General features: G+C 54.2%; 8 protein-coding genes. 4 read left to right on the top strand and 4 right to left on the bottom strand.

Annotation, left to right across the window (positions count from 1 at the left end):
- Window positions 1-51 precede the first annotated feature (51 nt).
- On the top strand, window positions 52-2526 hold the full coding sequence (locus H6F94_RS19650) for a CHASE2 domain-containing protein (protein ID WP_190803906.1): 2475 nt from the start codon (window positions 52-54) through the stop codon (window positions 2524-2526).
- Window positions 2527-2544: 18 nt separating this feature from the next.
- Entirely contained in the window at window positions 2545-3345 is an 801-nt protein-coding gene (locus H6F94_RS19645) for a DUF928 domain-containing protein (protein ID WP_190803905.1), read from the top strand.
- Between the two features lie 71 nt (window positions 3346-3416).
- Here H6F94_RS19645 and H6F94_RS19640 read toward each other — a convergent pair whose 3' ends face one another.
- The 3 genes from H6F94_RS19640 to H6F94_RS19630 all read right to left on the bottom strand — a co-directional run bounded on the left by H6F94_RS19640 (window position 3417) and on the right by H6F94_RS19630 (window position 9811).
- Window positions 3417-5948, bottom strand: a complete 2532-nt coding sequence (locus H6F94_RS19640) for a CHAT domain-containing protein (RefSeq protein WP_199320514.1) — start codon at window positions 5946-5948, stop codon at window positions 3417-3419.
- Window positions 5949-6591: 643 nt separating this feature from the next.
- Entirely contained in the window at window positions 6592-8994 is a 2403-nt protein-coding gene (locus H6F94_RS19635; RefSeq protein ID WP_190803903.1) for a two-partner secretion domain-containing protein, read from the bottom strand.
- 598 nt (window positions 8995-9592) lie between these two features.
- Window positions 9593-9811, bottom strand: coding sequence for a hypothetical protein (locus tag H6F94_RS19630; protein WP_190803902.1), 219 nt, complete (start codon window positions 9809-9811; stop codon window positions 9593-9595).
- 1170 nt (window positions 9812-10981) lie between these two features.
- Here H6F94_RS19630 and H6F94_RS19625 point away from each other — a divergent pair.
- Both H6F94_RS19625 and H6F94_RS19620 read left to right on the top strand, forming a co-directional pair.
- Window positions 10982-12454, top strand: a complete 1473-nt coding sequence (locus H6F94_RS19625; RefSeq protein WP_190803901.1) for a hypothetical protein — start codon at window positions 10982-10984, stop codon at window positions 12452-12454.
- A gap of 7 nt (window positions 12455-12461) precedes the next feature.
- Entirely contained in the window at window positions 12462-13577 is a 1116-nt protein-coding gene (locus H6F94_RS19620) for a DUF1822 family protein (RefSeq protein WP_199320513.1), read from the top strand.
- Between the two features lie 223 nt (window positions 13578-13800).
- Here H6F94_RS19620 and H6F94_RS19615 read toward each other — a convergent pair whose 3' ends face one another.
- Window positions 13801-20505, bottom strand: coding sequence for a HAMP domain-containing protein (locus tag H6F94_RS19615; RefSeq protein WP_190803900.1), 6705 nt, complete (start codon window positions 20503-20505; stop codon window positions 13801-13803).
- Window positions 20506-20563: the final 58 nt, after the last annotated feature.

Here is a 20563-nt window from a genome sequence, read left to right as displayed (position 1 = left end):
TGGAGTTCTGCGACTAAAATTTCGCAATCGGGCGGGTGTGTCCAAGACAGCATGGACCAGTTAGTCGTTCTAAGCCTGGGCAATGGAGATCTACACCGTGGCTTTACTACGGTGACTGCCCAGGTGTGGGAGTCAGGCAACCCCCACCCGATGAAGTTCACCGGCTCCCTACCCGCCGCCCCCGAACTAGCCGACCTTACTAAAACCTGGCAGCTACTCTACAACGCACTCTATCAACGTCTTGCCTGGTTGGTGCGTGCCCACACCCAGGAAGACAGCTTTGAAATCCAGGAAGCCGCGGTCACTCAAGTCTCTGAAGTCGAATTTAGCGATCTATGCCAGCGCTTAGCCGATAGCCTTAATGCTTGGCTGAACTCGGAGTCCTTTCGCAATATTGACCAACAACTGCGCACACAACTGGAGCCCAGTGAGGAAATTCGAGTCATCGTTGAAACCAACGATTCTCAACTGCGGCGCATCCCCTGGCATTTATGGAACTTCTTCGCGCACTATCGCAAGGCCGAAGTTGCCCTGAGTGCGCTGGAATATCAGAGACCGAGGCAGCCCATTGTCCAGCCGCTCAAGCCCAAAGTGAGAATCCTGGCGATTCTGGGCAACAGCAAGGGCATTGACCTCAGCAAGGACCGGGCTTTTTTAGAGCAGCTATCAGCACAGGCCGAAACCCAATTTTTGGTCGAGCCCCAACGGCGTGAACTCTCCGACGCTCTCCAGCAGGACTGGGACATTCTGTTCTTTGCTGGGCACAGCTCAACTCAGCTCGACTGTCCCAATGCTCCGATTGATCAACTCAAAGGTCTGCTTCAGCTCAATCAAACCGAGCAGTTGACGCTGGAGCAGTTGAAATATGGTCTGCAAAAAGCCATCGACCGAGGCTTGAAATTAGCCATTTTCAATTCCTGTGATGGATTGGGTTTGGCTCGGGAGCTAGTCGCCTGGCATATTCCGCAGGTGATCGTGATGCGGGAACCGGTGCCCGATGTGGTCGCCCACGAATTTTTGCAATATTTCCTCACAGCTTTTGCAGGTGGCCAATCGCTATACAGTTCAGTTCGTGAGGCGCGGGAACGGTTGCAGGGTTTGGAGGGAGATTTCCCTTGCGCAACCTGGCTGCCGGTTCTGTGTCAAAACCCCGCCGAAGCACCGGTGAGTTGGCAGAGCATGTGCCGCCAAGCGAGCGTTCCTGCTGATGCTCTGCCCATACCTGGATCGCCTATACCTTTCCAGCTGGCAAGCTCCCCCTTAGGAACTGCTCCACTGGCAAGCACTCCACCGGCAAGTCCCCCCTCGGCTCGCCCACCCCTTGCCAAAAGACAGCGTCGGCTGGGCATGGCTCGCCTGGTATTCTCGGCCAGTCTGTTAGTAACGGCTGGTTTGCTGGCTGTGCGAGCGCTGGGGCTGCTTCAGCCTCTAGAGCTACAAGCCTTTGATCAACTGATGCAATTACGTCCGGATGAGGGCCTTGATCCGCGCGTTCTAGTGGTGAGGGTTACTGAAGCCGACTTTCAGCAATTGGGAGAATATCCGCTGAGCGATCACACCCTATTACGGCTGCTTAAACGTCTGGAGCAAGGCCAACCGAGTTTGATTGGGCTAGATCTCTATCGCGACATTCCTCAGGGAGAAGGTTACCTCGACTTGATGCGGTACCTGCGGCAACAAGAGCGGATGGTGGGCATTTGCAAAGTCGCCAGCAACACGGATCCAGGCTACCGTTCGCCGCCTGGTATGCCTCGCTCGCGTCTGGGCTTCAGTGATGTTTTGGTAGACCCTGACCAGGTAGTGCGCCGCCACTTGCTGACCCTGGACCCTAGCCCAACCTCTGCCTGCACCACGCGCTATGCGCTGAGCGCTCAGCTCGCCTTTCATTACTTAGAGGCTAAGGGAATTTCTGCTCAATTCAGGCCGGACCAGAGCCTACAGGTCGGTAACGTCGTCTTCAAGCGTCTGCAAGTCCCCACCGGCGGCTACCAGAAATTTGATGCGCAGGGCTATCAAGTTCTGCTCAACTACCGCGTGCATGATGCTTCCGCCGAGTTGGTGCCGCGAGTCACGGTGCAGGATGTGCTGCAAGGCCGGATCAACCCCGATGCGATTAAGGACCGGATCGTGCTGATTGGTGTGGATGTGGCTGGCATGGATCGCCACGGCACGCCCCTCAAAGCGGACCCAGAGGCGAACCGGGAAGTTGCAGGCGTGCTTGTCCAAGCTCAAATGGTGAGCCACATTCTCACTGCTGTTTTAGACGGGCGACCCATGCTGTGGGTCTGGCCCCAGTGGGGCGAGGCTCTCTGGATTTGGGGCTGGTCCATGGTCGGCGGTGTTCTAATTTGGCGTTGGCGTTCTCTCGCCTATCCCGGTCTGGCGGCTTCGCTTGTAGTCTTAGGGGGGCTTTGTTTTTACCTCCTCAAGCAGGGGGGTTGGGTGCCTTTGGTTCCGCCAGCCTTGGCTCTAACCCTAACCAGCGGCAGCATTGTGGTCTACCGCTTGCATCAGCACAAATCTTGAATTTAAAGAGTTTCTGATATGCCTGGAATTAAAGCCTTTTACCAGTCCCCATTTTTCTGCCCTGGCCTTGCAGCAACTCTGGTTAGCCTGCTCGGCCCCACGACCATAGCCTTCACCCCCGCAGCGGCGAGTCCGACGAATCCAGCAGCCGGGTCCAAACAATATGCTCCCCCCCATCCCCCCTCAACAGGCTTACCGGGTGGGCGGCAGGGGGCAGGCTCCCGCGATCCGCTCTGTCCCGCTGGGCCGCAGCCGCTCACGGCTTTGGTGCCGCTCACGCAAACCTCGGCCAGTGAGCCAGCCGAGGCGGGTGGGGGCTTGACTACGGCGGCCTATCCCACCTTCTGGTTCTATGTGCCCTACACAACCTGCCCTCTGGAGTTTGTGTTGAAGGATGACCGGGATGGCTATATCTATCGCACGACGCTTGCCCCTGTGGGGAGACAGCCGGGGGTGGTTAGCGTGCGCCTACCCGAAACCGGAACGCCCTTAGAAGTGGGCCGGGCTTACCACTGGTACTTCTCGGTGATCAAGCCCCGCTCAGGCGATCCGATTACCTTTGTGGATGGTTCGGTGCGACGGGTCGCGGCCAGCGCCGACCTTAGCCGCCAGCTCGCCAGTGCTACGCCACAGCAGCGCAGCGCCCTCTACGCAGCCAATGACATCTGGTACGACTCTCTAACCAGCTTGGGTGAACTGCGACGGACTCAACCACAAAACGCCGCCCTGGCTCGAACCTGGGCAGACTTGTTGGGTTCGATTGGCCTGGACAAGCTGGCGACAGAGCCGGTGGTGGGCTGCTGTGAACCTCAACGCTAACCTCAAGGCTGATTAGCTGATGTGAGTGGGTGATTGGCTTGACTAGACCAGAACTAAAACTAGGACTAGAACTACAGCCAATTACCCAGCAGAACATAGGGCGACCAGTAGCGGGGATGCCGGTATTGCCGGTTGTTCAGCAGGGCCAGTTGCGCCTGACGCAGCGCTTCGGCTTTGGTCAGGGCAGCATCGGTCAAGCCCTGGTAGAACTTGCCCATCAGCAGCGAGCTGCTTTTATCATCCAGCGTCCACAGCGAGGCCAAGGTGCTGCGGGCTCCGGCGCGTACGGCGACACCGGCCAGTCCCAAAGCGGCGCGTCGGTCGCCTGCGGCAGTTTCGCAAGCACTGAGGACCAGCAGTTCGACGGGCTGATCAGCGCGACGGGGATTGCGGCTCTGGAGTAACTGGTTAAACTCATTGACGCCGATCGCCCGGTCCCAGGCCAGAATAAACGTCTCTTTGGCCTTGGAGCCAAACTGGCCGTGGGTGGCGAGGTGCACTACCCGAAACGCAGAGGCGTTGATTTGGGTTTGCAGATTGCTGGCGGTGAATTGCTGATCGAGTAGCATCACGCTGGACAACTCGGCCTGGATTTCGGATAACTCATCTCTGACGTAGTTGAGCGGCGGTAAGCCGTTACGAGCCTGAGTTAACCCGGCAGTTAGGGCTCTGAGTTCTTGGCGATCCAGGGGCTTGGGTCCCAGGAGCTGGAGACCGGGTGTGAGCGCCACCCCGTAGTTTTGCACTAGATAATTCTGGCCGTCATAAAGCACGGTCATGGGGATGTTGCGCAGCAGCCCATCCAGGACAAACACCAGAGTTTTGACGCCGCTCTGGGTCAGGTCCTGTTCTGCGGGTCGAATCAGCCAGTCGTAGACCTGTTGCGAGAGGGCTTTAATTTCGGGCAGGGCGTAGGGCCGTGTGAGATTGAAGCGCAGGTCTTCCAGGGTCTTTTCGACTTTGGCCTGAGGGATGGCTGTCTTGTAGTGGCGTAGCGGTTGGCGGGGCAGTTTGAGGACGACTTCGAGCCGGTCGGGCAAGATGATCGGGTAGAAAACTGCTGCGGTGGGGTCTTCCTGGTCAACCACTTGGTCGAGTACTACAGGGGTTGTCTGTAAACAGGCGGTTTGAAAGAAGTTGTCTAGTTCGGCCAGTTGCAGCGACTCAATGACCACGCGGGCCTGAGTCAGGTTTTGCAGGCTTGGTTCAGCACTGCCTTGAGGTCGCAGAAGCAAATCGACTAGTTGCCGATAGACCGGCTCAACTTTGTCGCGGAAAGAAAACTGGATGTCTGAGTTGATCGCTGCCAAATCATTGCGCAGGGCTTTGAGGCTACCGACGGCTTCGGTGTAGGCAGCAATCGAGGCCTGGTTTTGCTGCTGCGCTTTGAGAATGCGGCCCAATTGCCACTGCCATTGGTAGGCAACATCGGGGGCATCGATGGCTTGAGCCAGGAGCAGGGCTTGCTGGGTGAGATCCTGGGCGCTTGGCCACTGCTGGGTCTGTTCGTACAGGGCACCGAGACTGCCCAGAGCGTAGGATTGGGCGCGGGGATCGCCCAGGCTTTTGGCTTGCTGAATGGCTTTGGCCAGGGGTTGGGCGATGTCTAGCCAGGTCGGAGCTTGAGCCGGAGTCAGTTGCTTGAGCCGGGTTAGGTTCTGCGCCCAATCGACCTGAGCATAGATGGCGGTCTGTCCGATGGGCAGGCTGGTGATTTGGTCTCGAAGCTGGGGCCAGAGAGCTTGGGCGGCGTCCAGTCGCTTCAGCTCTAGCAACAGGTTGAGTTGTTTCAGTTGGGCTTGAACTTGACTAGTTGGCGCGGCTGAGGCAGTTGCGGCCTGTTGATAGAAGGCTAAGGCGGCTTGCGGATCCTGCTGGGCGCGGCTGAGATTGCCCAGGTTGAAGAGAGAGGCACTGAGATCCGCAGGCGAATTTAAGCGCTGGGCGATGGCAAGGCTTTGTTGCAGCACTTGTCGGCATTGGTCGAGGTCACCAACCAGGCGCAGGGCGTTGCCGAAACTGCGCAGAGCGGCGGCTTTGAGGGGGGAGTCGGGGGCCGAATCCAGGCTTTGGCTAATCTGGTTGAGCGTTTCGGTTGCTCGCAGGTTCAGCCCTAGGGCTTGCAGGGCTTGGGCTTGATTAATCTGGCTGCGCGCTACGCCAACCGTATCGCCAACTTGACGGTAAGTAGTGGTGGCCTGTTGCCAGGTGGTGAGTGCCTGGTCTGGGTTGCCCTGAGCCAATTGCAGGCCAGCCTGCGTATTTAGGGCTTGGGCGAGGATGCGCAAATGGTCTTGGGTATTGCCGCGACTTGGCTCCTGAAGCAAACGCAGACTATCGGTAACGGCTTGGCTGGCCTCGGACCAGTGCCCCAATTGCTGCTCGGCCAGCGAAAGATTGCTCAACGCCATTGCCTGGTTCAAGTGATCCCCCTGCGCCTGGTAGGCTTGGACCGTTTGTCGCCAGATAGCAGCAGCTTCGGCGAACCGTCCGGCTTCGTAGAGGCTACGGCCCTGGCTGGCTAAGTCTGTGGGACCTAAGCCCCCGGCCCCCTTGCCTGTAAGGGAACCTGTGAGGGAACCTGTGAGGGAAGGGGGAGGCAAGGTTTTGGTTCTTCTTTCGTCGTTGGGGAAAGACTGAGGGAAGAGTTGGGCTGGGGAAGGCAAAACTCCGGCTCCCCTCTCCCTGCGGGGGAGGGGTCCTCCGGAGGCTGAAGCTTGGAGACCTAACCCCCCGGCCCCCTTCCCTGTGAGGGAAGGGGGAGGCAGAGTGTTAGCGTTTAGATCGTGGCTGACACTAGGTCCGGCTCCCCTCTCCCTGGGGGGTTGGGGTTGGGGGAGGGGTCCTCCGGTGCTGGGTTGGGCGGAGAGTAGCTGAAGGCTGAGGGCGACAAGTAGACCGAGGCAAGCGCCAAGGAGCAGGTATAGGCGGCGGCTGAGTTGGCGGTGGCGTCTGCTTCGGGGGCCAGAGTTCATAAGCTTTGGTTAAGCGTTATCCGATTCCGTGTAAGTATTGATTGGTTTTCGGGCTGGCGTTCTTTGATTTCACTTAGTCGTTTCTCGATTCCGGGTTAGCGTTTCTCGATTTCGCCTAAGCGTTTTTTGATTTTGGGTCAGTGTTTCTCGATTTCACTTAGTCGTTTCTCGATTCCGGGTTAGCGTTCTTCGATTCCGCTTGAGCGTTTCTCGACTCTGGATTAGCGTTCCTCGATTTCGGCTGGGGCTTCTCCGATCCCAGGCAGGCGCATCAGGGGCTGGAGCAGGTATTGGTGGCTTGCCTGCTTGCTTGCAGCGTGGTGGTGGGGGGTTGAGCGACGAGCATAATCTCGCCCTCTGCATTCTTCACCCAGCCTTGGGCTTCCACTAGGCGTTGAGGGGTAGAGGCATTGAGGGTTGGTGCAGGGGCAGAGATGCTTGCCTGTTGCGCTCCGGGTTGAGCGGGAACGCCCAGGTCTGCCAGGACGGCTTCGCGGCTGAGCATTTCACTGCTGTCGGGGGGTAGGCCGCCGTGCCCGGTGATCAGGAATTGGCTGGTTCCGGCGATGACGTCGGCTCTACAGTTTTGGGCAATTTGGTTGGAGACATCGGTCAGCTCGGCGGACAGTCCCAGTAAGCCTTGAAGAGGGTTCACTTCTGGCAGGTTAACGACGCCACTGCCGAGTCTACCTTGGGCGTTGATGTCTACGCGGCCATTGTCGTTGAGGGTTTCTGGGTCGATGTTGAGTGGGGCGGGAGTGTAGTTCTGACCGAAGAAGGCGAGGGTGTCGAGGGTGATGTTGCCGCCGCGTCCGTCTCTGGAGTAAGCCAGGATATCGCTATCGCCAAAGGCAAAAATCGAGGGGGCTTTGAGGGTGAGGTCGCCACCGCCACCTGCACCTCTAAGGACACTCGTGGTGATGTTACTGTTGCCTTCTAAGCGGATGGCTCCTGCCCTGATGTTAATTGCTCCGCCAGAGGATCGATTGGCTAAGGTGGCGATCCTACCGTTGTTGGCTTGCAACGTATCACGGACATCAATGGCAATATTGCCTGCTCTTCCTAAGGTTTCGCTATTAGCTGCTATGGTTCCCCCAGTCTGAATAAGCAGGCTGCTGGCGTTGATAGTTAAGTCGCCTGCGTTTCCTGTAAGTTTGCTCAGATCTGGTATATAGCCCTCGAATTCATCACCCGATGTGGCTTGAGTTGATATAAAGCTCCCAGACTCAACTAACAACCTACTAGTGTTGATGGTTAAGTTGCCAGCATCTCCTGGGCCTAAAGTCTCCGTACCTATCTGTCCATCTCCTAATTCTACAGATTCAGAAGCATTAATGGTGATGTTACCTCCTTGGCCTGTTGCTGGTATAGCTTCGCCATTAGGACCTGGAAATAGAGTAGCCGATGACGATATCAATCCGTCATCTCGAACAATTAATCTTCTGGTGTTGATCTCTAGGCTACCCGCATCTCCAGCAGCAGCAGTGTTAGCAATCAAACCACTATTGACATCTTCACCATCAGTACCTACTACCTCTACAGATTCAGAGGCATTTACCGTTAATCGCCCTGCATCACCCTCGCTAATAGTTCCGGTGGATACTTGCGCCCCACCTCGAACAACTAGCCTCCGCGTGCGAATTGTGATGTCTCCACCGCGTCCGGTACCACGAGCCTGAGTCGTTAAAGTACCGCGCCGAGAGAATCCAAACAACTCCACAACTTCGGAGGCGTTCACGGTCACGTCTTCCCCTGGCTCCGCTCCTAGGGTCAGAGCTTCTAACTTAGACCCACCGCTAACCGATACGCGTCTACCTTGAACCTGGATAGCACCTCCCCCCTCACCACTCGCATCAACTACAGCACCAGCAGTTAGGGAGATATCTGCCCGCGCTACGTTATCAGGAAAACTTAAATGCAGATCACTGCCATCTACACTTAACCCTACTGTTCCTGGCCCTGTAACTCCTCCTATCTCTACCCGACCCTCAGGGGCATTCACCATTCCACCTTCTAAGCTCACATTGCCACCCAATAGCAGCAAACTACGGCCATCACCCACCTGAAGCCCACCTACGCTAGTTGCTGATGGTGCTATTGAACGATTGATAATAGAGCCATGAGCAACCTGATTAAACAAAAAAGCTGATGGATTAACTGTTAGTAAGGGAGGAGAACCAGGGGCAGAACTGCTAAAGAAGCCCTGGTTGCCAAACTGGATGGCATTCGCTGAAGTTGCAACAAACGAACCTTTAATATCTAGGCGGGCATTGGGGCCAAAGATAAACCCGTTAGGGTTAAGCAGAAATAAGTTAGCATTGCCCCCCAAGACACCAAGCGTGCCTTGGATATTAGAACGGTTTCTGCCTGTCACCCGACCAATAATGTTCTCGATGCCCGCAGGATTCCGGAAATAGACACTCTGTCCCTCACCGACATTGAAGGATCGGAAGCTGTGGAACAGATTGGTGCCACGAGTTGCACCGCCGTCAATCTGCTGACGAGGAGAGCCATTGCTAACCTCCGAACGGACAACAGAGCGCTCCGCTCCCAGTGTTGCATCTGGCGTCACCTGAGCGCAGGCACGACTTGCCGAGAGGGTAAGCACGCCACTGATTGCTAGAGAACTGAACAGTTTCAGGTGCCAGAATCTACTGATCTTGCTTTGAGGCATTGGATAGGCTTTCTCAAAGAAACCATATCCTGTCAAAGCTACTACAGATCGGTACTGAGAGCAGACTGAGCAATACTTGATGGTAGAGCAATCTCTGAGGGCAAAGACCACCCATAGCTAATCAGGTAACAAGAGCTTTAATCCCTAAAATCTGCTGCTCGACCTTAATACATCTCAAAGTTTACCGACTCCAAGAAAGTTCTGTTCAAGAGTATCTAACACAGATTGATCAAGGGTCAGCGAATTTTACAAAACTGTTTTAAGGGCATATCTAGGCTCTCCTTAATTTCAGAAATCAGAAAAAAATGAACAGAACTCATGCTTTCTCTTACTTATCTAGTCAGACCAACAAATTGTCTTATTTATTCAGACCCTAAAAAATTTAATGGGCAATGTATAGGTTTAGCAGATGCTTACACAATAGAGCGGTTCCCAAAGGCAAGAACCGCTCTACTGAATAGCTAAGTTAAAATCGAGAGCTTGGTCTTCAGAATTTGCTGGCTAGATAGGCGTATTTCAGAGTCTCTTTACTCCCAAAAGATTCCTTTTTAGAGTATTCAAAACGAATTGACCAAAGGACAGCAGATCCTAAAAGCCTTTACCTGCATACCCAAGCTTCCTTTACCGAATCCCATGCTTTTGTACACTTGGTACCAATTTCCTCAGAAGCCAAGCTTGAGTTAGACGAGCCAACGTTAAGAATAATCTGAGTAGGTTCCGTTACTCCATGCTCCTTAAGCAACTGCTGCAATTCAGGGAGCACTGTAGACAGCTTTGCTTCAAGAGCACTGCTTAGCTTCGTTTCATCAGTAACCATGTTGTTCTCCTGTTAGTTGAATGCACTTAATCGTGAGTCACTTGCTCACATCTAAAGATTAAGAGAGCCTGCATTAGCGCGTATAGTACCCTGCCGGGTACTTCTAACCCAAATCGCCGCAATCGCTTACTGAAAGCAGACTTCTAGCCCTCCAAAATAGCGATTGGTTTTGATTGGCTCTACTGTCAGTCATTCGCTTTAAGAAATTGTTTTTCCCGCTTCAAGGCACCACAACCTTTCCAGCAGCTGTATCTTCTGCTTCAAGGCCGTAGCACGATATCTTCGATAGCCACAAACCGTTAAAGCAACAAGTATAGGAAAAAACATAATGGAGCACCCTATCAGAACGTTGAGCTCAGCATCTGGTTGTTTGCCAGCTTGAATCTGAGAAGTATGCACCGTTTGGGCCGTTTGTAGATAATTTCGCATTTAGCCCTCCACAGCAACTTGATACCGCCAGTTAATAGCGCGGGGTTGACGATAAGTAGTTACAGGTCTTGGTTGCTCCCCATAAACCTCACCCGGAATCTGAAAGCGCCAGTTCACTGCATGAGGCTTGCGGTATAGTTGTGAAGGAAGGGGCTTATATTCAAGAACAAGAGCCCTGTAGATTAGTTTCATGGTTTTTGCCTGAGTGGGTTGACAACGATTAAGACGTACTCTTCACGGAAGCCTAACAACAGTTCATCCAGTCATCAGAGGCTAGGACCAAGCCAGCCCTGAAACTGACCACATTTACTTTTTCGTCTCCACCTTTCCATAGGTACACTTCGACCAACTTATGCAACCTAGATGCACCCTGCAACGCACTTGTTGGCAGTCAAAACAGCAAGAGAGTCAGCTTTTATTGAGTAACTAAGTTTCAAAAAACACTTCGAATAGCACTTCAAATAGCACTTCAAATAACTAGGCCCCTGCCAGCCCAAGTGCCTTCTCTTACCCACTAGCAGCCCAGACATCTCAATTACTTACACCAATGGGTATCAAAGCCTACTCAGAGGCGTAGGCTAAATCAGATATTCTAAACTAATCCATACCAACTCTAGTCGTGCTGATCCAGTGTTAGGAAAACTGCATTAGCTCAAGGGGCTGAATCTACATATCTTTTGTAGGTTTAGGTTTAATGCACTAGACGAGGAATTCAGCCGAGGCAAGGAACAGGTCACCCGCATGGATATTGCATCGAAGTATTGGAAAATTTGCCGCATTAATCCTGCCAACCAGGGAGTTGGCTATGAGTGCTACCCCGTTCCTCTAGCCCAAGATTTTTTTCAAAAACAAAGACAGGAATTGAAGACCCAGAAGTCCTCAAACCTAGACCATCTACAGAACGAGGATATTCAAGCTGCTTTGCTGGCTCAGTTTCAAACCCGACCTGATCAGACCGAACCCTCTGACCCCACCACTGCCGTCCAGGCTGGGCTTTGCCTGCGCTGCCTTGTCTCCTATCCCATCCTCAAAGCCTGCAAAACTATTGACTCTCTCTTTGGTGGCGACAAGCCCTTTACCTACCGCGACTTGCTACCCTTCGTGCTCAATGATGACGGCAAAGCACTCATTCTTTTAGACAAAGACGGTAAAACTCAACTCATTCAAGATAAACAAGGTAAAACTCAAACAACCGCTTATAAATTTTTCTCCGTTGAAGTTCTTAGAACCTTCAAGCCCAATGCACCCACCAGCTTAAGCCTAGACAATTGGGCCCATTTGCACACTAAACAAAACCCAGAACTCAAAGAATTTCTATCTAACTTTGGCTTTAAGCATCTCAGCGACTGGGCCCTGCTAAACCGGGCTAGACCCAAACAACTCGAACGCCTATCGGCTCGCGAACGCCATCTAGTCGAAGTCTTCCACGCCGTCTACCGGCGCGACCGCTTGCAACAACGGCAACAGGGACTCAAGCGCTGCCCCGATCCCTCCGGCCCTCAACTAGCGGAAATGCAGAAGCACCTGCAAGACCGCAAGGTTAACGTTAAAACACCCGCAGAGCTGCTCCAAGAACTCAAACAGACTGCCACTCAGCTCAGGCAATTCGACATCTGGAGTTACCGCGAACCTCTCGATATCTATGACGCAGAGACTGGCAATTACGCCCTCAGACCAGATTTACCCTACACCTCCCTCAACGAACTGGAGTTGGAACAGCAAGAGCTTTTAGAGTTTCTGCACCAACAACTCAGGATTGCCCTAGTTCAAGCCGTCGAGCAAGAGGTTCGGGCCCGAATCGAACGCCTGAAAAACAGCCGCAAGTACGCCCCCCTAACCCGGCACCTAATTCCTGGCTTGCAACTCTACTACGAGCAAGGACTCTCACTCAAAGAAATCACGCCCCGCTTAGGCATGAGCAGTTGGGACCAAACTAGACGGGTGCTGGACCCCGGCGATCTACTCAATCAAGTTCGAGAGCGAACTGTGCAGCAGATCCTTGACCAGATGCTCAAGAAGGCCCAGGCGATGGGCCTGACTGATCTTCCCCCAGCCCCCGATTACCTCAAAAACTTGGCTGAGCAGGTCGAGGCATTTGCCGACCAAGAGATCTTCCAAGCAGCAGCCACCGAAATCAGGGCAGGTAAAAACCGCTCACTCGACAGCGTATACGCCCAGCAATTGCGTTCGGTACTCAGCATTCTCATCTACTAGGAGTAAGATGATGCTCGATTCACTGGTCAATCCAACGGACCTCAGGCTCTCTCTACCGCCAACAATCTGGCTCGAAACAGAGCATTTTGAACAGGCTCAAATCGACGCCCAACTCGCCACTAACGAAGAGAACCAGTGGCAACGTTATCTCAATGGGCTAGCCCTGTCTGGTTTTGAAACCTGGCTGCAAGAACGGTTGCCCGAGCAAAGGCTCAGCCGAGGCATTGCCACAGATGAAACTGCTAGCCAGACAATTTGCTATCTCACAGTTGGCGAGTTTAAGTTGGGCCTAATCACCACTGAGCACCTATTGGACGAACTGGTTAATGTGCCCAGCAATTCACTAGAGGTTCCTGAACTTGCTGCCCATTTCTATGTTGTGCTTGAGGTCGCAGAAGAAGAGGAGCAGGTATTAGTTAGAGGCTTCCTGCGTTATGACCAGTTAAGCAGTTATCTAAGCACAAACCGGCAACCTTCTAACGGCTTTTACCATCTACCTCTGTCTCTGTGGGATGCCGAACCCAATCATTTATTGGTCTACTGCCGTTGTCTAGAGCCAAACGCGATTCCCTTACCAGTTGCCCCAACTGAAGCGGTATCTTCTCAAACCACTACAAGCCCGATCACTACAAATCAGCCTGATCCAAACCAGCCCAATCCAAACCCAACAGGCACAAACCCTGCAACCGTAAACAAATTGGGCCAATGGCTACAGGGTTTGGTGGACGAAGGCTGGCAAGCGCTTGATTCGTTGCTGGGTCCAGGCATGGATCTCGCAATTAGTACTCGCCAGATGCAAACCAGTGTGAAACGCGGCAAATTAGTTGACCTGGGCATACATCTAGACGATCAAAGTGTTGCCCTGCTCGTGACAACCACTAGAGAACCGCAGGAAAAAATCGGGGTTTTGATTCAACTGCATCCAGTTGGTGGAGCCAGGTACTTACCCACCAATCTCAATCTGAGTTTGTTATCTCAAACTGACAGAATTCTTCAAGAAGTTCAATCGAGAAACCAGGACAATTACATCCAACTCAAACCCTTCAGAGGGACATCCGGACAGCATTTCAGTGTCGAGGTCAGCTTTGGCGATGTCAGTGTCAGAGAAGAGTTTGAACTTTGAACCCTGAGACGATTTTCTAAATGAGAGCTACCAATTAAACCCCACCGTCTACGGCTCCTCCCCTTGCTAAGGGGGGTTGGAAGGGGTCAATGTGTAGTGGTTAAAAAGTGAGCCGGTTTCCCTCTCCCAAGTCTGATTGGGAGAGGGGTCAGAGGGGAGAATTTGTCGCGCCTCACTTTTAACGCCACGAACGTAAATTAGAACAGCGAATCAGAACAGCAAATCAGGACGAGCGATTGGACAGCCAGACCCGTAACAGCGACAACAACTGCTCGCTATCAACAGGTTTGGCAATGTAGTCAGAAGCCCCCGCTTCGATGCATTTCTCCCGGTCTCCTGGCATGGCTTTGGCTGTAAGCGCCAGCATGGGCAGTGAGTTGAACTGGTTCATTTGACGGATGGTTTGCATGGTCTCGTAACCATCCATCTCAGGCATCATCACGTCCATTAGAATCACATCGATCTCAGGGTGATTTTGCAAAACGGCAATGCCATCTCTGCCATTCTCTGCATAGAGAACCCTCATTCGATAGCGCTCCAACATACTGGTGAGAGCGAAGATATTGCGCAGATCATCATCCACAATCAATACAGTCTTCTCAGCCAATACGGGTTCCGCTTCATAGAGCCGTTCCAGCATTTGTCGCTGGAATTCGGTCAAGCTAGTTTGCACGCGATGCAGAAACAGCACAGTTTCATTCAACAGATGCTCCGGCGAATGAACTTCTTTTAGGATGATCGTCTCGGCAATCTGTTTCAGTTCCGCGTCGGCTTGCTCGCTTAACTCTTCCCGGACATACACCACCACCGGCAGCTTACAGAGATTCACCTCCTGCTGAATTTGGCGCAGCAGCTCAAAGCCGGTCATATCGGGCAAGCCCAAATCAAGCACGATGCAATCAAATGGCCCAGCTCTCAAGGCTTCTAGCGCTGCGGCCCCGGTACCGACAGCAGTGACATAGACGTCGTTGTTGCCGACCAGGTTGATAATGCTCTGGCGTTGTATCTCATCCCCTTCGACGATCAAGAGGTTCTTCACGGGTCGCTCGATAAACCCCTTGACTTCGCCTAGCGCTTCAGTCAGGTCCTCGTTGCTCACGGGCTTTTGCAAATAAGCGAGAGCACCCAATTGCAAACCGCGTTGCCGCCCTGGCTCCACCGAAATGATTTGCACTGGAATATGGCGCGTGTTTAGGTCATGCTTCAAGCGCTCTAAGACCGTCCAGCCATCCATTCCCGGCATGCGGATGTCCAAGAGGATGGCATCGGGTCTAAATTCTCGGGCCAGAGCCAGACCAGAACTGCCGCCTTGCGCAATCAGACCCTTGAACCCCTGTTGGCGTGCCATATCCAAGAGCAACCGCGCAAAGTTAGGGTCATCTTCCACAATCAGCAGCACACGCTCCCCTGGCGTAATGCCATTGCGGTCATCGGCAATCGTGGTTTGTGATTGAGGGAGTACTGGTTGCGGAACCACCGGCGGATTAGTAACAGCCGGAGCCAAGGGACGGATGGTTGTTTCGGTTGGCGTCGGCGTGCTCACCGGCGTGGGGGCTGCATTGCGTAACCGTCGTCTGGCATCGGCATTGGGCACGTAGGTCAGGGGCAAGTAGAGCGTAAACGTGCTGCCCTCGCCAAGACGGCTACTGAGCTGAATTTCGCCGCCCAACAGCTGAGCAATTTCGCGGCTGATCGATAAGCCCAGGCCAGTGCCGCCGTATTTGCGGCTAGTGCTACCGTCAGCCTGCTGAAATGCCTCGAAAATCAGCTTTTGCTTATCGGTGGCAATGCCAATGCCAGTATCGACCACTGAGAAAGCCAATACGTCACTGGCGTAGTTGAGGGTTTCCTGCTCAGGGCTCCAGCCCTGGGTTGCTCGATAGACGCGCAGCAGCACCTGCCCCTGCTCGGTGAACTTAACGGCATTGGAGAGCAGATTCCTCAGCACTTGTTGTAAGCGCTTCGAGTCTGTATAAATTGCCCTCGGCAGCTCTGGTGCCAGTTCAGTTATAAAACTCAGACCTTTATCATGAGCGACTTGCCAGAAGTTACGCTCCATTTGACCAGCGACTTCAGTCAGGACCACTTGGTCAATGTCCACTGACATCGTGCCGGACTCGATTTTGGCCAGATCCAGAATGTCATTGATCAGCCCTAACAAGTCAGTTCCAGCCGAATGAATGGTGCGGCTGTATTCGACTTGCCTGGAAGTCAAATTTCCTTCGGGGTTATCGGTTAGTAACCGCGCCAGAATTAGCAGACTGTTGAGTGGCGTCCTCAGTTCATGGGACATATTGGCCAGAAACTCGGACTTGTACTTGGAGGTTAGAGCTAATTGCTCCGCCTTCTCTTCCAGAGAGCGTCTGGCCTGCTCGATCTCCAGATTCTTGCGCTCAACTTCTTGGTTTTGCAGAGCTAGCAATTGCGATCTCTGTTCCAATTCTTCATTGGTTTGCTGCAATTGCTCCTGCTGGTTCTTGAGCAGTTCTTCAGACGCTTTCAGGGACTGTGCTTGCAGTTCTAGGCGCTTGTTGGTCTCGCGCAATTCGGCTTGCTGCGTTTGCAATTCTTCGGCCAGAGATTGGGATTGTTTGAGCAATTCCTCAGTTCGCATACTGGCTGCAATCGTATTAAGCACGATGGCAATACTTTCGGTGAGCTGATCGAAGAAAGATAGGTGAATTTCGCTGAAGTGCCGGAACGAAGCCAGCTCGATCACAGCGGTTACCTGACCCTCGAACAGGACCGGCAACACCACAACATTGAGAGGCACAGACTCTCCCAGTCCGGAACTGATTTTGATGTAATCATCCGGCACTTCGGTCAGCAGAATCCGTTCCTTTTCCAGAGCGCACTGTCCGACCAAACCTTCGCCCATTTCAAACCGATTGGCCAAGCGCTTGCGCTCACGATAGGCATAGGTGCTAAGTAGTTTGAGATAGGCGGGCAGTTGCAATGGGTCCTGCCCGGCACGATCGCGCATGCCTTCTTCAACTAAGTAAAAGACCCCATGTTGGGCCGAAACCAGCGGCGCCAGTTCCGACAAAATCAGTTTGGAAACGGTCAGCAAATCGCGCTGACCTTGCAGCATACGGGTGAATTTCGCCAGGTTGGTTTTCAACCAGTCTTGCTCGGTGTTCTTCTGCGTGGTCTCGCGCAGGTTGGCGATCATCTGGTTGATGTTGTCTTTGAGGACCGCAACCTCGCCTTGCGCTTCCACAGCAATCGACCGGGTTAAATCGCCCTTGGTTACAGCGATGGCCACCTCTGCGATGGCTCGTACCTGCGTGGTTAGATTGGCCGCTAGCTCGTTGACGTTGTCTGTCAGATCGCGCCAGGTTCCTGAAGCGCCTGGCACTCTAGCCTGACCCCCCAGCTTGCCCTCAATGCCCACCTCACGAGCCACAGTAGTCACCTGATCGGCAAATGTGGCTAGGGTATCGATCATCTCGTTAATCGTGTCGGCCAGGGTTTCGATTTCGCCCTTGGCTTCTAGCATTAACTTGCGTTTTAAGTCGCCATTAGCCACCGCTGTCACTACTTTGGCGATACCTCGCACCTGGGCAGTCAAGTTACCAGCCATCGAGTTGACGTTGTCAGTCAAGTCTTTCCAAGTGCCCGCCACGCCGCGCACCTGCGCCTGCCCCCCTAGTTTGCCTTCGGTGCCCACCTCGCGGGCCACCCGCGTCACCTCCGAGGCAAAGGAGCTGAGCTGATCCACCATCACGTTGATCGTGTCTTTCAGCTCCAAGATCTCGCCTTTGACATCGACCGTGATCTTCTTGGACAAGTCACCGTTGGCCACCGCCTTGGTCACCTCAGCGATGTTGCGCACCTGCGCCGTGAGGTTGCCGGCCATCGAGTTCACCGAATCGGTCAGATCCTTCCAGGTTCCGGCTACGCCGCGCACGTAGGCTTGCACTCCCAACCGGCCCTCGCTACCCACCTCGCGCGCTACCCGCGTGACCTCAGAGGCAAAGGAGTTGAGCTGGTCCACCATCGTGTTGATCGTGTTCTTCAGCTCTAAAATTTCGCCTTTGACGTCCACGGTGATTTTTTTGGACAAGTCACCGTTGGCCACCGCCGTGGTCACTTCAGCGATGTTGCGCACTTGGGCCGTCAAGCTGCCCGCCATGAAGTTCACCGATTCAGTCAGATCCTTCCAGGTCCCAGCCACACCGCGCACTTCGGCTTGCACGCCCAGCTTGCCTTCGGAGCCCACTTCCCGCGCCACCCGCGTCACCTCAGAGGCAAAGGAGTTGAGCTGGTCCACCATCGTGTTGACCGTGTTCTTCAGCTCTAAAATTTCGCCTTTGACATCGACAGTGATCTTTTTGGACAGGTCGCCATTGGCTACTGCCGTCGTCACAGCGGCGATGTTGCGCACCTGAGCCGTCAAGCTGCCCGCCATGAAGTTCACCGATTCGGTCAGGTCCTTCCAGGTCCCGGCCACACCCCGGACATCAGCTTGTACACCCAGTTTGCCTTCGGAGCCTACCTCACGGGCCACCCGCGTGACCTCAGAGGCAAAGGAGCTGAGCTGATCCACCATCACGTTGATCGTGTTCTTCAGCTCCAGAATTTCGCCTTTGACTTGCACTGTGATTTTCTTGGACAAGTCGCCATTGGCGATCGCAGTTGCAACCTCGGCGATGTTACGCACCTGGCCCGTGAGGTTGCCAGCCATTGAGTTGACGTTATCGGTCAAGTCTTTCCAGGTGCCAGCGACCCCCTGCACCTCAGCTTGCACGCCCAGTTTGCCTTCAGTGCCCACCTCGCGAGCCACCCGCGTCACCTCAGAGGCGAAGGAGCTGAGCTGATCCACCATGATGTTGATCGTGTTCTTCAGCTCCAAGATCTCGCCCTTGACATCGACGGTGATCTTCTTGGAGAGATCGCCTTTCGCCACTGCGGTGGTCACTTCGGCAATGTTGCGCACCTGGGCCGTGAGGTTGCCGGCCATCGAGTTCACTGAGTCGGTCAGGTCCTTCCAGGTCCCGGCCACGCCGCGCACTTCGGCTTGCACGCCCAGTTTGCCTTCGGTACCCACCTCCCGCGCTACCCGCGTCACCTCAGAGGCGAAGGAGTTGAGCTGATCCACCATGATGTTGATCGTGTTCTTCAGCTCCAAGATCTCGCCCTTGACGTCCACGGTGATCTTCTTGGACAAGTCACCGTTCGCCACTGCCGTGGTCACTTCGGCAATGTTGCGCACCTGGGCTGTCAAGCTGCCCGCCATGAAGTTCACTGAGTCGGTTAGGTCTTTCCAAGTCCCCGCCACGCCGCGCACTTCAGCCTGACCGCCCAACTTCCCTTCGGAGCCCACCTCGCGGGCTACCCGCGTCACCTCAGAGGCAAAGGAGTTGAGCTGATCCACCATGATGTTGATCGTGTTTTTCAGCTCCAGGATTTCACCTTTGACATCGACGGTGATTTTCTTGGACAGGTCGCCATTGGCAATTGCCGTCGCAACTTCGGCAATGTTCCGCACTTGGCCCGTGAGGTTGCCAGCCATCGAGTTGACGTTGTCGGTCAGATCTTTCCAGGTGCCCGCCACACCGCGCACTTCAGCTTGCACACCCAGCTTGCCTTCGGTACCCACCTCGCGAGCCACACGGGTGACCTCAGAGGCGAAGGAGCTGAGCTGATCCACCATCACGTTGATCGTGTCTTTCAGCTCCAGGATTTCGCCCTTGACGTCCACGGTGATCTTCTTGGACAAGTCACCGTTGGCTACCGCCGTGGTCACTTCGGCAATGTTGCGCACTTGAGCCGTCAAGCTGCCCGCCATGAAATTCACCGACTCGGTGAGGTCTTTCCAAGTGCCCGCCACGTCGCGCACTTCGGCCTGCACGCCCAGCTTGCCTTCGGAGCCCACCTCGCGGGCTACCCGGGTGACCTCAGAAGCAAAGGAGTTGAGCTGGTCCACCATCACGTTGACCGTGTTTTTCAGCTCCAGGATTTCGCCTTTGACATCGACGGTAATCTTCTTGGACAGGTCACCATTGGCTACTGCCGTGGTCACTTCGGCAATGTTGCGCACCTGCGCCGTCAAGTTGCCAGCCATCGAGTTCACCGAATCGGTCAGATCTTTCCAGGTCCCGGCCACACCTTTGACATCAGCCTGCACGCCCAGTTTGCCTTCGGTGCCTACCTCGCGGGCCACCCGCGTTACCTCAGAGGCAAAGGAGTTGAGCTGATCCACCATGATGTTGATCGTGTTCTTCAGCTCCAGGATTTCACCTTTGACATCGACGGTGATTTTTTTGGACAAGTCGCCATTGGCTACAGCTGTGGTGACTTCGGCGATGTTGCGCACCTGCGCCGTCAAGTTGCCAGCCATTGAGTTGACCGAGTCGGTCAGGTCCTTCCAGGTGCCTGCAACCCCTGTCACTTCGGCTTGGACGCCCAGTTTGCCTTCAGTACCCACTTCGCGAGCCACACGGGTGACCTCAGAGGCAAAGGAACTGAGTTGGTCCACCATCGTGTTGACGATCTGCGCAGTTTGCAGGAATTCGCCCTTCAGCGGTCGATCTTCAATACCTGGCGCAATCGTTTGCGACAAATCGCCATTGGCAACTGCCCGGATTACCCGTGAGGTCTCAGCCATGGGCTGAACCAAATCAGTGATTAATGTATTGACCGAGTCAACGCTGCGCTTCCAGGATCCGCCTGCACTACCTAAAGAGGCTCGCTCTTGGATTTTGCCTTCTTTGCCAACCACGGTACCGATGCGGTCTAGCTCTGCTGCCATCCGCTCGTTCAGGTCAATGATGTCGTTGAGCGTGTCAGCGATCTTGCCTGCTAAACCAACCTGGTCAATAGGCATGCGAACCGAGAAGTCGCCTCTCTTAACCGCCGCCAGAGTGTGCAGAAGCTGTTGGGGGTCGAGATCACCCGCTTCTCTGACTAACTGTTGGGTTGACATGTTCAAATCCTTTAAGCAGCGCTGACTGTGGATCACGACTCAAGACCCAGTTTCAGGC

It is taken from the genome of Leptolyngbya sp. FACHB-261 (assembly GCF_014696065.1).
In the GTDB taxonomy this organism is placed as follows: domain Bacteria; phylum Cyanobacteriota; class Cyanobacteriia; order FACHB-261; family FACHB-261; genus FACHB-261.
The sequence above is the reverse complement of the archived record's forward strand: the minus strand, read 5'-3'. Positions and strand labels throughout refer to the sequence as shown.

Excerpts from the sequence above, each read along its gene's own strand:
- H6F94_RS19615 (WP_190803900.1), bottom strand. The coding sequence starts at position 20,505 with ATGTCAACCCAACAGTTAGTCAGAGAAGCGGGTGATCTCGACCCCCAA.
- H6F94_RS19625 (WP_190803901.1), top strand. The coding sequence starts at position 10,982 with ATGGATATTGCATCGAAGTATTGGAAAATTTGCCGCATTAATCCTGCC.
- H6F94_RS19630 (WP_190803902.1), bottom strand. The coding sequence starts at position 9,811 with ATGGTTACTGATGAAACGAAGCTAAGCAGTGCTCTTGAAGCAAAGCTG.
- H6F94_RS19650 (WP_190803906.1), top strand. The coding sequence starts at position 52 with ATGGACCAGTTAGTCGTTCTAAGCCTGGGCAATGGAGATCTACACCGT.
- H6F94_RS19635 (WP_190803903.1), bottom strand. The coding sequence starts at position 8,994 with ATGCCTCAAAGCAAGATCAGTAGATTCTGGCACCTGAAACTGTTCAGT.
- H6F94_RS19620 (WP_199320513.1), top strand. The coding sequence starts at position 12,462 with ATGATGCTCGATTCACTGGTCAATCCAACGGACCTCAGGCTCTCTCTA.
- H6F94_RS19645 (WP_190803905.1), top strand. The coding sequence starts at position 2,545 with ATGCCTGGAATTAAAGCCTTTTACCAGTCCCCATTTTTCTGCCCTGGC.